The organism is Balneolales bacterium ANBcel1 (genome assembly GCA_029688905.1).
Lineage (GTDB): Bacteria > Bacteroidota > Rhodothermia > Balneolales > Natronogracilivirgulaceae > SLLW01.
Genome location: JARULB010000003.1, coordinates 23,062 through 37,859 on the forward strand (window position 1 = coordinate 23,062; position 14,798 = coordinate 37,859).

General features: G+C 56.0%; 13 protein-coding genes. 3 read left to right on the forward strand and 10 right to left on the reverse strand.

Going from position 1 to position 14,798, the window contains the following annotated elements; all coding sequences use genetic code 11:
* Positions 1–11 precede the first annotated feature (11 nt).
* The 10 genes from QA596_04495 to QA596_04540 all read right to left on the reverse strand — a co-directional run bounded on the left by QA596_04495 (position 12) and on the right by QA596_04540 (position 9,254).
* Entirely contained in the window at positions 12–1,388 is a 1,377-nt protein-coding gene (locus QA596_04495) for a hypothetical protein (protein MDG5766717.1), read from the reverse strand.
* A 57-nt stretch (positions 1,389–1,445) separates the two neighbouring features.
* Entirely contained in the window at positions 1,446–2,339 is an 894-nt protein-coding gene (flgL, locus tag QA596_04500) for a flagellar hook-associated protein FlgL (protein ID MDG5766718.1), read from the reverse strand.
* A 3-nt stretch (positions 2,340–2,342) separates the two neighbouring features.
* A complete protein-coding gene (flgK, locus tag QA596_04505) occupies positions 2,343–3,701 on the reverse strand; it encodes a flagellar hook-associated protein FlgK (protein MDG5766719.1) in 1,359 nt (452 codons plus the stop codon).
* A 28-nt stretch (positions 3,702–3,729) separates the two neighbouring features.
* Complete coding sequence (flgN, locus tag QA596_04510) at positions 3,730–4,245, reverse strand: flagellar export chaperone FlgN (protein MDG5766720.1); 516 nt, start codon at positions 4,243–4,245, stop codon at positions 3,730–3,732.
* 37 nt (positions 4,246–4,282) lie between these two features.
* A complete protein-coding gene (locus QA596_04515) occupies positions 4,283–4,735 on the reverse strand; it encodes a hypothetical protein (GenBank protein ID MDG5766721.1) in 453 nt (150 codons plus the stop codon).
* Between the two features lie 71 nt (positions 4,736–4,806).
* Positions 4,807–5,988, reverse strand: coding sequence for a flagellar basal body P-ring protein FlgI (locus QA596_04520; protein ID MDG5766722.1), 1,182 nt, complete (start codon positions 5,986–5,988; stop codon positions 4,807–4,809).
* A gap of 83 nt (positions 5,989–6,071) precedes the next feature.
* Positions 6,072–6,701 carry a flagellar basal body L-ring protein FlgH gene (locus QA596_04525; protein MDG5766723.1) on the reverse strand — a complete coding sequence of 210 codons (630 nt, stop codon included), beginning with the start codon at positions 6,699–6,701 and terminating at the stop codon, positions 6,072–6,074.
* Between the two features lie 50 nt (positions 6,702–6,751).
* On the reverse strand, positions 6,752–7,597 hold the full coding sequence (gene flgA / locus QA596_04530) for a flagellar basal body P-ring formation chaperone FlgA (protein MDG5766724.1): 846 nt from the start codon (positions 7,595–7,597) through the stop codon (positions 6,752–6,754).
* Between the two features lie 99 nt (positions 7,598–7,696).
* Positions 7,697–8,491, reverse strand: coding sequence for a flagellar basal-body rod protein FlgG (gene flgG / locus QA596_04535; protein MDG5766725.1), 795 nt, complete (start codon positions 8,489–8,491; stop codon positions 7,697–7,699).
* Between the two features lie 22 nt (positions 8,492–8,513).
* Positions 8,514–9,254, reverse strand: a complete 741-nt coding sequence (locus QA596_04540; protein ID MDG5766726.1) for a flagellar hook-basal body protein — start codon at positions 9,252–9,254, stop codon at positions 8,514–8,516.
* A 567-nt stretch (positions 9,255–9,821) separates the two neighbouring features.
* Here QA596_04540 and flhB point away from each other — a divergent pair.
* The 3 genes from flhB to QA596_04555 are packed head-to-tail and all read left to right on the forward strand — an operon-like array spanning position 9,822 to position 14,794.
* A complete protein-coding gene (gene flhB, locus QA596_04545; GenBank protein MDG5766727.1) occupies positions 9,822–10,895 on the forward strand; it encodes a flagellar biosynthesis protein FlhB in 1,074 nt (357 codons plus the stop codon).
* Positions 10,896–10,904: 9 nt separating this feature from the next.
* Positions 10,905–13,013, forward strand: coding sequence for a flagellar biosynthesis protein FlhA (gene flhA / locus QA596_04550; protein ID MDG5766728.1), 2,109 nt, complete (start codon positions 10,905–10,907; stop codon positions 13,011–13,013).
* On the forward strand, positions 13,010–14,794 hold the full coding sequence (locus QA596_04555) for a hypothetical protein (GenBank protein ID MDG5766729.1): 1,785 nt from the start codon (positions 13,010–13,012) through the stop codon (positions 14,792–14,794). The genes flhA and QA596_04555 overlap by 4 nt, the downstream gene beginning before the upstream one ends.
* The last annotated feature ends 4 nt before the right edge of the window (positions 14,795–14,798 follow it).

Genomic DNA, 14,798 nt, shown 5'->3' on the forward strand with positions numbered 1-14,798 from the left:
CCCGGCTTCCGTTATCCGGTCTTCTTCCGCAGCTTCATCCCTGCGATTACCCGCTGGGCTTTTTTAAGGTCCTTGCTTTTGGAAAGCGCGACCAGCCAGCGCCGAACATACGTTTCGTTGGATGGCTCCAGTTCCATCATTTTCTGGTACCGTGCTCCCGCGAATTCGTACCAGCCCCGCTCCATGAACAGGGTCAGATAATCAAATACCTGCTCTTCGGTCGCGCTGTCCATCTTCTCGGCAAATGAAGCGCCAAACAGTTTTTTGAACAGCCCTTCCGACTGCTCGAAATCCTCCTGCTCGATGGCGAACAGGAGCAGCCGGTGCAGCAGCCCCTGATCCACATTCCCGCCCCGCAGCATATACAATTTGCTGTAGTGTTCGTACGATGCCTTGCGCATCCCGGCACGAAACGCCATGTCGGCCAGTTGAGCCAGAGTCTCATCTTCCGGCAGCACTTTGTCAAAATTGGCCGCCGAAAGTTCGTCCCTCAGGGAGTAGTAGGTAAGCAGAATGTCGTGCGCCTCTCCCCACCGTTTACCCAGCTGATGAATCCGGTAGAGAATCAGGTAGGGAAGGCGTTGTTTCGGCTCCAGGCGGATCGACTTGACCGCCGTATCCAGCGCCTGGTTCCATTTGTACTGTTCGGCCATGCAGCTGGCCAGCCCGTTGATGGCAGCCAGACGGTCATACGGAAGTACATCGCCCGAGTGCATCACTTTTCGGTACTGCGCGGCGGCGTGCACATATTTTCTCTGGTCGAAGTACCGTGCGCCCATTGTCAGGTAAACCTGGGGGGAGGGACGGGCAACCGACAGCTCATCTTCCGGATCCAGCTCCTCAAACAGCCTGCTCTCCCTGTGTATGTACAGGGGCTCCCCGGTTATGTTGATTCCGTTTCGGGTGATGTGGGAGGTACAGTCGGGCAGGTTCTTTCCGTCAAATAACGGCTCTTTGGAAGCGGCCACAAGCCGTATCTGATAACACTGCCGCAGCATATTGCCGTCGCGCCACTGGATCATCACCGGCGGCCAGTTCTTCAGGCTGTCGGTGTCGAGGGCGCCGAACCCGGAGAGATTCACAATCTCGTCATCCTCCAGAAAAAGAGCCCAACGAGTACTGACTTCGGCAAGCATCCGGTTCCACACCGCCGACCGGTACTCTTTCGGTTCGTAACGCATCCAGCGTACGGTGTCGGGCACATACTCCGGACGGTCGCCCGGCGCCGCTACCTGTACGGCCGGAAACCACGCGAGCCATTGCCTCACAGCATCTGCCTGCAGCATCGTTTCATCCGTCAGAAACAGGACCGGAGTAATGTCGGCCATATTTTCTGTTTCTCCAAAAAGGGTGCTTTCAGAGACCGAAGCGGTTTGTTCTTTTTCCATAATATCTTGTATTGTGAGGATGGTAGCTTAATGTCATTAGTGCCGGATATTCCCTGTTCAGAGATAGTCGAGCAGGGTGTTGTGGATCATTTGGGTATGGACGGCCATGGCCGCCTCAAAGGAGATCTGGGTGCGCTGCATATCGGAAAACGCCTTGGCAAAATCGGTGTCCACCAAATTGCTCACATCCGATTTCATTACAATGTTGGTCGATTCATACTGTTCGAACATGAATTCCAGGCGGTTGATGTTGTTCCCCAGGCGTGACGTGACGATGGAGCTGTGGTCAATCATCTGATCGACATCGCTCATCATGCCGTTCAGCGCCGCAGTATCGTTATCCAGCAGTGCCTGGTGGATATTGTCGATGATTTCAAACATATCGCCCGCGCCACTTTCCCGCAGGTCGGTGCCGGTCACGCTGAACTCGATGAACAGCTCATCGCCGGCCTGCACTTTCAGCGGCGAGCTGTTGCTGTGGTCCGCAACGCCGCCGGGCTCGAGCTCGTCAAACTGAAATGGCCGGACGCCGGAATTGGTACCAGCAAACAGGTAGCGGTCGCCATATGACGTATTGAGCGTCGCCACCATCGAATCGCGAATACCGGCAATCTCCTGCGCCATGCTCTCCCGAACCGTCGCACTGGAGGTATCGGTGGCAGCCTGCGTCAGAATCCGCTTGATGTCGATCATGTTGTCGATGGTTTCATCAAGCGCCTCCTGGGCGAGCCGTCCCTGGCGCAATCCACTGCTGATATTCTTCTGGTACTGCTCCTGCTTCCGGATGTCCTCCTCGATAATGCGGCTGCGCTGAAACGAGGTGGGGTCCTGCGAAGGCAGCCTTACCCGCTTTCCGCTGGAGAGATCCGACTGGATCCCGGCCATTTGGCTGCGGTTCTTGTTGATATCCCGTATGAAGTCATCAAAAATGATTTTCTGTGTGATACGCATGACTTACCTCACCAGGCTGATTAACGTGTCCATCATTTGCTGGGCACTGGCCATTACCCTGGCCGCGCCCTGATAAGCGTTTTGATACTGAATCATCAGACTGAGTTCTTCGTCGATGTTGACACCGGCCTCACGCTCCTGCTGCACCTCGAGCATGCGGATTTCCGACTCGCGTGTCTCCATCGTATTTCGCAGCCGCGAAAGGTCGCTGCCCGCACTGCTGATGGTATCCACGGCATAATCGATCATCTTTCGGCCTTCGATCAGCTGCCGGTTGCGCAGCTCGGCCATGTCGGCGGCAATCTGACCGTTACCGGCCTCGAATTCCACCGAAGAGGCGGCAATATGCTTGTGATTATGTACGATTTCCTCGTTCAAACGCATGGTCGCGGCCGTCACCCCGGCGGGGTCAAAGAAATCCCGATGAACGTTGTCTTCAAGTCCGTATCCCGAAGCGTGCAGGGCATTTACCTCATTGACCATGGTCTCCGCGATCTGGTCCAGGCGACCCTTCATGCCAGGAACCTCCGACTCGTACATCTCGATACCCGCGGCCAGCCCGCCGCCGGACGGTTTGATCTCCGTGCCGTTTTCCAGATGCACGCCATAGGTTTTCAGAACATCGTCGTTGTCCGGCACCAGCTTGCGGTAGGTATCCTCATGCAGTACCTGCACTCCGCCAATATGTATCTGAAGGCTTCCGTTCTCGACCACGCTGGTATCGATATTCACAAGGTTGGAAAGGTCTTCCAGCTTTTTCACCTGCAAATCCAGGCTCGTATGATCGGGCTGCCCCATCGCCTGGGCCGTGGTGATGGATTTGTTCAGCGAGGCGAGATCCTGCAGCAAATCATTGATCTGGCGGATATTGGAGGTGATTGAGTCGCGGGTGATATCGCTTACACGGTCCAGGTTGCGGCTCAGGTCACCCAGTTTTTCGGTAAGCTGCCGCGCCTCTCCGACCAGATTGTTACGGACACTGAGATCCTGCGGATCGTTGGAAAGCTCGGAAAAAGTGTCGAACAACCGTCCCAGCTGGACATCCAGATCACCGCCGGAATCGGTTGCCAGCGACGACTCCAGCTGCTCCAGAATCTTCTCCTTTTCCTGCATGTAGCCCATCTGCTGGCGTTTGTCATTGAGCTGGATATCGGCAAGCTCATTGCGCAGCCGCGTGATACCGGCGACATTGACCCCCAGCCCTGCATGGTAGCCATGCATGTGCTGGCCGACAGGCGCTGTCTCCAGCCGCTGCCTGCTGTACCCCGGTGTATCCGCATTGATCACGTTGTTAGCCGTAACCGACAGTGCCCGCTCCGCGCTGTACAATCCGCTTTTTGATACTTCGAAAATGGTTTTCATATCTGCCTGCTGTTTCTGGTTGCCAAATTCACCCTTTCTGGTTCACGGCGATGCCCGACTGCACATCGGAAGTCCGGCCGTTGTGATGATAGTGGACATTCTTGCCGTTCCGCGCATGGTAAACCGAACGCATCAGATCGGAATTCTGCTGCTGGGCGAACTCGATAAGCTGAACAAGCTGCTCCTGTTGCTTCTGCAGTTTATCCAGGTTTGCGGTGATCTGTTTTTTCCAGTCGTCAATAAACCCGCCGTATCCGGGGTACATCTGCTTGAGCCGCTCCAATGTCACCGGACCCTCATCTTTTGCCGGGCGAAACGCCAGATTCTGCATTTCGTTGATGAAAGCCTGCTCGGCCTCCTGAAAATCCAGCTGTACCTCCGCATTTCTCTCCGTCAGCTGCATGACCCTCTCGGCATCGGAGGTGACTACAGCCTTGAGCTGCTCGGTCATCACCGACGACAGTTCCCGGCAGACTTTATCGAGGGCACGGACTCGGTCCGACATGGTGTGAATGGGGAACCGACCTGATTGCTCTTGTGTCATATTTTATCTGATTATCGTGATTGCTTCTGCTTCTGTGCTAATTGTCGCCTGACTCTTCCTGCTGCTTTTCCCGGGCAGGTTCCGGGTTTCCGGCGCCAGTGACACCCGTATTGAATTCCAGCGGCCGCTGTTCTTCTTCAAGCTTCAGCATGCCGGCGTTTCCGGTTTCATCCGTTTCCCCCTTGCCTGCGGGATGATTCGCTTCCAGCCGCTCCCAATATTTCTCTACCATCTCGGCCATGCCCAGCTTTCGCTGCGCCGCCAGCTCACCGGCAAGGGCATCGGTTATAAATTCGCGGTATAGCGCACTGGATTGCCCGACCCCGGATGCGCCCCCTTCCATGTCGAACGCGCCTTTGGTCATCTGCTGTACCAGATGGCGGGCAAACAGTTCCTCGAATTCTGTTGCGGTTTTTTCACGATGGATCTCATCCCGCCGCTCATCGCCGGGTGTATGCCTGTTTACCGCAATAAAACTCTGTATGTTCATGGTGATTTCTTTTCACTGCAGAGCAGTTTGCCCGATCTGGGGCTACCCGCCTCTGCCGGTATCTTTCAGGATTACATTACAATCAGCTTGCCCCGCAGCGACCCCGCCCGATCCAGTGCCTGGAAGATGGCGATAATGTCCCGCGGACTGAGTCCCAGCGCATTGAGAGAACCGGAAAGCTGTTCGACGGTGGTTTCCGGCTCAAGCAGCATCGTCTGCGCCGCCTGTTCGCTGATCCCCACCTCGTGAATCTCTTCGACAATGGCCTCACCCTGGGTGAAAGGCGGTGGCTGTACAATAAACGGCCTCACCTGCGTGCGGATCTGGATGTTGCCGTGGGCGATCATCACTTCATCGATGATCACATTGCCTCCGGCCACAATGGTGCCGGTTCGCTCATTGATCACCACCCGCGCCGGGGTATCCACCGCAATCTCCTGCTCCATCACAATGCTGGTGAACAGGTTCATGTTGCCGGGATCGCGAAACGCTTCGGGCCACTGCACATAAACCAGCCCGGGATGCTGCATTTCGGCCAGGTCTTCATCAAACACCGAGTTGATCTCCTCTGCAATCCGGCGAGCGTTGGTATGGTTGGGATTCCGGAGTACGAGTCCGAGCGGCGCCTCAACGTTGTGCGAAAACCTGGTGTTTCGCTCCACAATCCCGCCGCCCGGCACTGTCGCGGTGAGGGTCTGGTTTCTTGTAATTCTTGCGCCGGGGGTCTCCGCGGTGATGCCACCCACGATCAGCGGACCCTGGGCCTTGGCAAAGACCTCCTCATTATCGGGATCGAAAAGCGGTGTCTGCAGAAGCACTCCGCCCTGCAGGCTGCTGGCATCGCCCAGGGAGGATACGGTCACATCAATTTCACTGCCGGGGGCGTGATAGGGTCCGATGGAAGCGGTAACCATCACTGCGGCTACGTTGCGGGTGCGGAGCCGGTCGGCATCCACCGTAATACCGAAATTCTCCAGCATGTTGGCAATGGACTGAACCGTGAAAACCGCGCCCCGGCTGCTGAGGGTGCGGTCGCCGGTACGATCCAGGCCTGTAACCAGGCCGTAGCCGATCAGCTCTTTCCGGTTGGCGTGCTGGACTTCAACCAAATCGCTCAGGCGGGTTTGCGCCTGCAGGCCGCCCGGCGTCCATACGGAAAAGGCCACCATCACGACCGCCATCAGAAGGGTGCCGTTGCGGGTCACCCGACCCGACTTGTTCTGTGAAACCGATAAATATGAATTGCGATTCATGGGATTCCTTTCAATGTGTTTATTCGGGCCTGCACCGAATCCGCCCGGCATTATATCTGCTCTGCTGTTGTTGCCGTCGCTCATCAGTTCAGTTCCCGGGCAATGATAGCCGCGCTCATGGCAACTCCTACACCGATGAAGGCAACCCGGCGAATAAAACCGGGCTTGCGGGTCATTTGCTTGAGCCCCTCCTTCTTCTGATAATTGATCTCGGCGTTGGCCACCCGGTACGACAACACCCGGTTGGCGCTGTCCACATCGTTCGGCCTCACCGTACCCCTCAGTGTTATTTCATGCAGCTCCCCGTTGATCTCGGTGACCCGGTTACCACTTACGATCATGTCCCCCCGATCGGTGATTTCGGTGATTTGCACACTCATGTGCCCCTGAAGCAGCTGACGCTGATTGGCCAGGTTGCGGTCATCGGAGTTATAGCCCACCGAAGCGTCGGTTCCGAAATAGGGTTCAAACGGGAGGAAGTTGCTGGAAGTGGACCCTGAAGCCTGACCGGAAGTGCTGGATGTCTGACGTGAGTCTGATGTGGAGCTGCCGGATATGTTCTCCATCAGAACCACCGTGATGATATCACCGATCTGATTGGCCTTCACATCACGGTACAGCGAATGCTGCGCAGACGACGGCAAAGCCGATGCCAGCAAAAGACCCATACTCAGGAGCAGGATGTGCCCGGAAATACTGTTTCTGTTTTTCATTCTATTTATCTGTTAGGATCTGAGGACTGTAGATGGTTTTTCCGGATATTTCAGAGGGTCCGGACCCACTGCACGTACCCCGGGCCTGTCACTCGTCCCAGGTACGTTCTTCTCGTTTCATCACTGTAGAGGCGGATGCTTTCGTCCCGGGAGCCGTTCTGGCGCGCGACGGCCGAAATATCCACCCGGACACCGTCTCTTTGCAGAATCAGCGTGACCGTCTCGCCGGTTTCAACGATATATTCCGTAGAAATATCCGCCTGGCGCACGGGCTCTCCCTGCGTGAGGGTGCGGCGAACCGTCATCCCTTCAATGGCCGCCGGATCGGCTACCAACTGCCCGCGATCGCGCGGCACCGGCACCCATCGCATCGTCATGTTCTCGCTGCCGATCACATCCCCTGCCGATACCCGCTCGCTCATCACCGGAAGCCACCGTTCGATGTCGACCTGAAGCTGCACCTGGGCCCGGCGACGCCGCCCGTCTGTTTCGTAGGTTACTTCAAAACCGGTATAGCGCTCCACGGCTCCGTCCGGCACCACGGCCATAATACTCTCTGCCGGTAATTGAGCCAGGCTTCCGGGAATCCAGCGGGCCGTCACATCAAACCGGTAATTTTGCGGATCATGTGCGGCTTCCAGCGAAGCCCCGGCCAGCTCCAGAATCTTCTCTCTGGCAGGATAACGCCCGGCGGTACTATTTTCAGAATTTCGGGCCACTTGCGCTCCAGAGCGCGAGTCAACGGATCGATCCATGGCGTCAGCCGTTTCGGCCGTGCCTGCCGTTCCACTCATTTCAGCCGCGCTTGCCATGTTTCCGTCACCTTCAGCCCATACCATGCCTTCAGGCCCTGCGGCCATAAATACGAGTACCGATATAAGCGCAATTACTTTCATCTGCCGGTTGAGTTCACATTTTGTGATTATCTGTTCGTTACATCAGAGCGGCGTGCACGACGGTTTCAGCTGCCGGTGCCACCGGGGGTGCCATCAGCGTTAGCGTTTGATGCTGTTGGTGACCTGCATCATGTCTTCGGCAGTCTGGACCACCTTCGAATTTGTTTCGTAGGCCCGCTGTGCTTCGATCAGCTTGACCATCTCGTTCACAATATCCACGTTCGACTGCTCCAGGTATCCCTGGCGCAACAAACCAAAGCCTTCCGATCCTGGGTTGCCGTAAAACGGCATGCCGGACGACTCCGTTTCACCGAACAGGTTGTCGCCCATGGCGTTGAGCCCGGAGGGATTGACAAACTTGGCAAGCTCGATCTGTCCCAGGTCAATCTGGCCGCCGCTTCCTGCCAGCTGGGCGGTAACCACACCACTCTGGGAGATGTCGATACCGACCGCTTCCATGGGGATTTCGATCATATCGGCCAGCGGGAGTCCGGAGTTGTTGACCATCAGTCCGGTCGAATCCCGGCTGAAGTTTCCGTCACGGGTATAGGCAATGCTTCCGTCGGGCATCTCCACCTGGAAAAAGCCGCTGCCGTTAATCGCGATATCCAGGGCACTTCCGCTCTCCTCAACCGGGCCCTGCATGAAATTCCGTATGGTAGCTACCGGCCGGGAACCGTGTCCGATCTGCAGGGATGGTCCGTCGTTGGACGGACGGCTGCCCGAGGCCCCGTGCCTTGAAGAGGCCACATTCTCGTAGAACATGTCCTGGAACGCGATGCTGGTTCGTTTATAGCCGGTTGTATTGACGTTGGCCAGGTTGTTGGCCACATTGTCGACCGATCGTTGCTGGGCACTCATCCCGAGTGCGCCTGTGCTGAGAGCTCTGAACATAGGTTTATTCTGTTATTTCAGGTTAAAATCTTCCCAGTTGGTTGGTTGTCTGCGAAAGCATTTCATCGGTGGTTCGCATGGCGCGCTGCTGTGCCTCGAACATCTGCATGTTGCGCATCAGGTCGGTCATTTCGTGCAGCGTTTGCACATTTCCTTTCTCAAAATGGCCTTGCATCACCGAACTGGACGAGTCCCCGGGAAGCAGCGTAATCCCTTCCGCCGAAAAGCGGGCATTTCCACGGCGTTCCAGCGTAGACGGGTCTTCAACTCGAACGACCCGTATCTGGTCGTACACCTCGTCATTAATGCGAATTGTGCCATCCTTTGCCACCTCGAGTTGCGCCTCCATCTGGCCGTTGTTCATTCCGTGAAAAAACTCCGGTATGTGGATATGTCCGGCGGTTCCCATCACATTGGCTCCGTTCTTCGTGCGCAGGTATCCGTCGGAGTCCAGCTGAAAACGCCCATTTCGGGTGAGTTGCGCTTCGCCGCCGTCATCCACCATAAAAAAACCGGGGCCGTTGATGGCAAAATCAAAGTCGTTGCCCGTGGGTTCGAGCTCGCCCTGGGCAAGAGAGATGTGCTGCATGGGCACTGTTCGGGTAACCGTTTGGCCGTCTACCTGCTCGGTAAGCAGCTTGTGAAACAGTTTGTCACTTTTGAACCCGGGAGTATTGATATTGGCCAGGTTGTTCGCGGTCACCTCCTGGGCTCGCGAAAACATCTGCATGGCCTGCATATGGGCTTGTAGTCGATCCATCATGGGACTGTACCGTGCTTGAAATTTTTTTTACTTCGGGTTTAAGAAACTGACTTACACGGCCGATAACTTCAAAATGCGTGCCATTGTGCTCTTTTGAAAATGGCCACCATGACATATCAGGCTTTCAAGAGCCCTGTGGCGTGTTTTTTGGAGGCGACCTGAAGCCGGGACATCCTCATGTTCTGTACGATGCCTCGGGATTCGGCTCCTGCAGAATATTCCTTTGCCGCTGTCCCGACGGGAAATGTTTTCCGTTGCCGGGCTGCGTGCGTGTCACCGGCCGGGGCTGCCGGTCCGCCCGGATAATACATTATATATACCGTTTGCAAACTATCGGTCACGGCCGCTTCCCGCGACTGCCGCCTGCCGGTAAAAACCGCGCCTGAACTCCGCTTATCGGCACGCATTGCAGGGCCATCTCCTCCCGGATCCCGTTTAACAAGCCGTGCCTCCCGCTCCGGAACGGCCCGGAAGTTCCGCCCACCCGTCATCGCAACCCCTACCCGGTTTCCTCATCACAGAGCCGCAACCCGCCGGGTTTGGTACTGTATTTGAAAGATCCCGGTCATGTCCGACAAAAAAAGTGACCAGGAAAAAACCGAGGAACCATCGGCGCGGAAGCTTGAAAAAGCCCGTGAAGAAGGCAATGTTAGCATCAGCAAGGAAGTTTCTTCCGTGTTGCTGATGTTTGCCGCCATCTTGATGCTGCTCTCCAGCGGCGGGTTCATGTACCGTCGCATTGAAGGCATGTTCGAGACCTTTTTCATGAACGCGGCGATGCCGGTGGACAACGAGGAGCAGGCGCTCGACCATCTTGAGACCGCCCTCAATTTTGGTTTCGAGATGATCATCCCCATACTGATCATGCTGCTGGTGACCGCGCTTCTGGTGAACATGGCTCAGACGGGCGGTGTGTTCTCCACCAAGAAAATCAAACCCAAAGGAAGCAACCTCAACCCGGTCAACGGCATCAAGAAGATCTTCTCAATGAAGGGGTTCGTGGAGCTGGTGAAAGGGTTCGCCAAGCTCTTTATTGTCGGTATCGTCATCTATTTCACCGTGCGCAACGATGTCGAGCATTTTCTGACCTTCAGCGTACTGCCCATGGGGGAAACCCTCTCGGAGGCCGGTTCCTATATACTGATGTTTGTCGGCCGTATCCTGGCGGCACTGTTTCTCCTCTCTATTGTGGATGCGATCTATCAGCGGTTTCAGCACCACAAAGATCTTCGCATGACCAAGCAGGAGGTCAAGGACGAGCACAAGCAAATGGACGGTGATCCTCACATCAAGGCTCAGCGCCGGAAGCGCGCCATGTCCATGCGCCACCGCAAGCGGATGGACCATTCGGTACTCAGTTCGGATGTCGTGGTCACCAACCCCACGCACTATGCCGTCGCCCTTCGGTATGACCCCGAGCGCAACGAGGCGCCGATCGTGGAGGTCAAGGGCCAGCGCAAAAGGGCCCTCCGCATAAAAGAACTTGCAAAGCATTATGGCATACCAATTGTAGAAAACAAACCGGTGGCCCAGGCCCTGTTCGCCTCCGCCAACGAGGATGAGTACATCCCGGCAGACCTCTACCGGGCTGTCGCCGAAATCCTCGCCTACGTCTACAAACTCAAAAACAAAACAGCGTAACACCTTCGCATGGCCGGACTCAACATCACAGGCAGTCAGTTAAAAAACATGTTCTTCCGGACCGATGTGCTGATCTCGTCCAGCATCATCGTGATCCTGATGATCATGATCCTTCCGATTCCGGCGGCGATGATGGATTTCTTCCTGGCCATCAGCGTGTCGCTCTCCCTGGTTGTCCTGCTCGTCGCTTTCTACACCCTCAAGCCGCTCGAATTCGCCGTTTTCCCGGGAATGCTGCTCATTCTCACCCTGTTCCGGCTGTCGCTGAACGTGGCTACCACCCGCCTGATCCTCAACGACGCCTACGCCGGCGAACTAATTCAGTCGTTCGGCGGGTTCATGGTGCGCGGCAATTTCGTGATCGGTATCATCATCTTCTCGGTGCTCATCATCATCAACTTTGTGGTAATCACCAAGGGCGCCACCCGTATTGCCGAGGTGGCCGCGCGGTTTACCCTCGACGCCATGCCGGGCAAGCAGATGGCCATCGACGCCGACCTGCAGGCCGGACTGTTAACCGACCAGGAGGCCAAAAAGCGGCGCGAAGAGATCGCCAATGAAGCCGATTTTTATGGTGCCATGGATGGTGCCAGCAAGTTTGTGCGGGGGGATGTGGTCGCCGCCCTGCTCATCACATTTATTAACGTTATCGGCGGACTCATTATCGGCACCATGCAGCAGGGCATGTCGCTGGCACAAGCCGCCGAAATTTATACGCTGCTTACAATCGGCGACGGACTGGTTTCACAGATTCCCGCCCTGCTTGTGTCGACCGGCGCCGGTATCATCGTCTCGCGTGCCGCCTCTGAAGGCAACCTCAGTGAGGAGATGACCTCCCAGCTTATGGGAAATCCCAAGACTGTGGTCATCGGTGCGGTGTTTGTCTTCTTCCTGGGCATCCTGCCCGGCCTGCCCATCCTTCCCTTCTGGTTTCTCGGCGGCCTGTTTCTGTTTATCGCCTACAAGAAGCACAACAGCAACGAACAGGAGAAGGAAGAGGCCCAAACGGCAAAGAAAACGGGTTCGCAGAGCGGCAGCAAAGAAGACCGCGTCGAAGACTACCTGTTGCTGGACACCCTTGAGCTGGAAATCGGCTACAGCCTGATTCCAATGGTCGAAACCGAGCAGGGCGGCGACCTGCTGGAGCGGATGTCATCGCTCCGTAAGCAGCTGGCCACCGAACTCGGCATCATCATCCCGCCGATTCGGATTCGCGACAACGTGCAGCTTGACGCCAATCAGTATACAATAAAGATGCGGGGTATCATCCAGGGTGATGGCGAACTGCTGCCGGGATATCATCTGGCGCTGCTGCCCACCGATTTCAAGCCGGATATCCAGGGAATCAAGACCAAAGACCCCACCTTCGGAATGGACGCGATCTGGATAAGCGGAAAAAACAAGTCGCAGGCGGAAAAATATGGCCTGTCGGTGATCGAAGCCGGAGCCGTCATCACCACCCACCTCATGGAAGTGCTCAAGAAGAACGCGCACAAGCTGGTGGATCGCCAGATGACCAAGCGGCTGGTAGACAACCTCAAGGAACAATCTCCGGCGCTGGTCGAGGAAATGGTACCCGATGTGCTCAAATACGGCGATGTTCAGAAAGTGATCAAACGGCTGCTGCGTGAGCGGGTGCCGGTACGTGACCTCACCACCATCCTCGAAACCCTTGCCGACAACAGCAGCCAGACCAAGAACACCGATGTACTGACCGAATACGCACGGGCCGCACTGGCGGAAACCATTACCGGTCAGTTCAAATCGAACGACAACGAAATCCAGGTGACCGTCCTGGCATCGCAGCTGGAGTCGCACCTGATCGGACAGGCACAGCAGGGCATGCTCAATTCCAACACCCTCGGGTTTACCCCGAAAACGGTGGAAGAGCTGTACCTGAGCGCCTCAAAGGTGCTGGAAAAAATGATCCGGCAAGGCCTGGAACCCGTTCTGCTCACCTCCCCCGTATTGCGGCCGACGATTTATGATTTTTTGGTACCAATTTTGCCTGAGATCAATGTACTGTCTTACAATGATATCAGTCAGGATGTGCAGATAAAGACCTTTGACCGCATCGGGCTGGAACAGAAAGAACTTGAAGAACCCAATCCGGCATGATTCTAAAGAAATTTTTCGGGAAATCGATTGAAATGGCGAAGAAGAGCGCCCGTCAGATGTACGGGGATGATATCGTCATTCTGGAGTCCTTTAGTGGAGATGGAAAGAACGATGCCGGTGTCACCGTACTTGTGGACTCCCAGGCCGATCCGAAAACATCCCAAAAGGCCTCTGCGAAGCCCGCCGGCGATGAATCCCGTTTCAGGAATGTTTTCTACAAGCGCAGCGATATCGCGGCCGCGGCAAATCGCGACACCGAAATGGAAAAAATGACCGCCGCCAACCGCAACAGTAACGCGGATGCACCGGCAGGTGTTTCGTTTGAGCCATCCACCGGCGTCACTAACGGTAACGATGCGCATGGCGAAAGCCGGCCGGACCCGGAAAGGCCTCAAAAGAAAATCAGTAACAACCTGAAGACATTGCGCGAACTGGCCCGCAAGCAGATGGAGGAGATTGACAATAGTCGCGCACCCCGAAAGGCGAGCGATAACCGCAATGCTTCCGGCGACAGTAACTCCGGTGGAGCAACCGGCCCCGAAAAGAAAACACGGTTCCGGCCCGGCGCAGGTGCTTCAAAGCTTAAAGGGTTTGGCAGGCATAACCCGGCAAATAGTGGTGCCGATACGGAAGCCACGTCCAGCAACGGTACATCCGACAAGAAACCGGTTTTCCCGAATCCGGGAAACACGATGGGAACCGCCGAGGAGCGAAAAAAAGACCGTTTCCAGAAAGACAGTACCGATGAGTTTCTACCGGACAACGTATTCTCCGGCAGCCCGGCGACGATGAACGGCTCGTCAGGCAGCGTGGTGGCAGGCAATACCGGTGCAACCCGCAAAAGCCGGTTTCAACCCGATGATGTGGCAGAAACCGTTGGCCGGGACACGGCCTCGCTTGTGGCTAACCATCAGCGTGAGATCTCCGCGCTGCACAAACGCTTTGACAAGCTGGAGTCGCTGCTCGACTCCGCGCTGATCTCATCCAATCTCGATTACGCGTCGCACCCGGCGTTCCAGCAGCTGGTACAGACCGGCATCAAGCCGACGGTCATCGCCCGATGGTTCCGGGAAATCATTGAAACAGGAATCGACCCCGACGATGAGCCGGAGCAGTTCATGTCCGGGCTCTCATCGATCATCCGTAACGCTCTGAAAAGCGATACCTCCGGCGAACCGGAAAAATACATGCTCTTCACAGGCCCGTCAGGTTCCGGCAAGACCCATTTGATCATGAAGCTGGTCCTGCACCCCGAATTTCTTTCAGGCAAGAGCATCGCCGTGGTTACTCTGCAGCCGCCGGAAAACGCCGGCCAACCCTATTACACCATACTGGAACCGTTCTGCGCCGATCACGGAATTACGCATTACACGGTTGCCGACAGCGCGGATGTGCGGAGGCTCCAGGAGGAGTGGGAAGAATACGATCATGTGCTGTTTGATTCGCCGGCCATTCCCGTGGAACAGGAGAGCTCTTTCCGCCAGTACTGGAAAATGAGGCAGGTTCTTGCCTCCATCACCAAGCTGGAGGTTCACTACGTTGTGAACGCTTCGCTGAACCGCTACTACTTCCGTAATTCCGGCAAGGTGCACCATCCGCTGCAGCCCGACTATGTGGCCATCACCCATCTCGATGAGGTATCGGAGTGGGGCCCCATCATACCTTTTCTTGAAGATATGGGTTGCGGTGCCCGATACCTGAGTATGGGAGCATCCGTACCCGGCAGTCTGGCGGATTTTAGTCCGGCCTGGTTTGCTCAACAAGTTTTGCAAGACAACTGAAGAA

Excerpts from the sequence above, each read along its gene's own strand:
- QA596_04520 (MDG5766722.1), bottom strand. The coding sequence starts at position 5,988 with ATGAATCGCAATTCATATTTATCGGTTTCACAGAACAAGTCGGGTCGG.
- flhB (MDG5766727.1), top strand. The coding sequence starts at position 9,822 with ATGTCCGACAAAAAAAGTGACCAGGAAAAAACCGAGGAACCATCGGCG.
- flgK (MDG5766719.1), bottom strand. The coding sequence starts at position 3,701 with ATGAAAACCATTTTCGAAGTATCAAAAAGCGGATTGTACAGCGCGGAG.
- flgG (MDG5766725.1), bottom strand. The coding sequence starts at position 8,491 with ATGTTCAGAGCTCTCAGCACAGGCGCACTCGGGATGAGTGCCCAGCAA.
- QA596_04555 (MDG5766729.1), top strand. The coding sequence starts at position 13,010 with ATGATTCTAAAGAAATTTTTCGGGAAATCGATTGAAATGGCGAAGAAG.
- QA596_04525 (MDG5766723.1), bottom strand. The coding sequence starts at position 6,701 with ATGAAAAACAGAAACAGTATTTCCGGGCACATCCTGCTCCTGAGTATG.
- flgA (MDG5766724.1), bottom strand. The coding sequence starts at position 7,597 with ATGAAAGTAATTGCGCTTATATCGGTACTCGTATTTATGGCCGCAGGG.
- flhA (MDG5766728.1), top strand. The coding sequence starts at position 10,905 with ATGGCCGGACTCAACATCACAGGCAGTCAGTTAAAAAACATGTTCTTC.
- QA596_04515 (MDG5766721.1), bottom strand. The coding sequence starts at position 4,735 with ATGAACATACAGAGTTTTATTGCGGTAAACAGGCATACACCCGGCGAT.
- flgN (MDG5766720.1), bottom strand. The coding sequence starts at position 4,245 with ATGACACAAGAGCAATCAGGTCGGTTCCCCATTCACACCATGTCGGAC.
- QA596_04540 (MDG5766726.1), bottom strand. The coding sequence starts at position 9,254 with ATGATGGATCGACTACAAGCCCATATGCAGGCCATGCAGATGTTTTCG.
- QA596_04495 (MDG5766717.1), bottom strand. The coding sequence starts at position 1,388 with ATGGAAAAAGAACAAACCGCTTCGGTCTCTGAAAGCACCCTTTTTGGA.
- flgL (MDG5766718.1), bottom strand. The coding sequence starts at position 2,339 with ATGCGTATCACACAGAAAATCATTTTTGATGACTTCATACGGGATATC.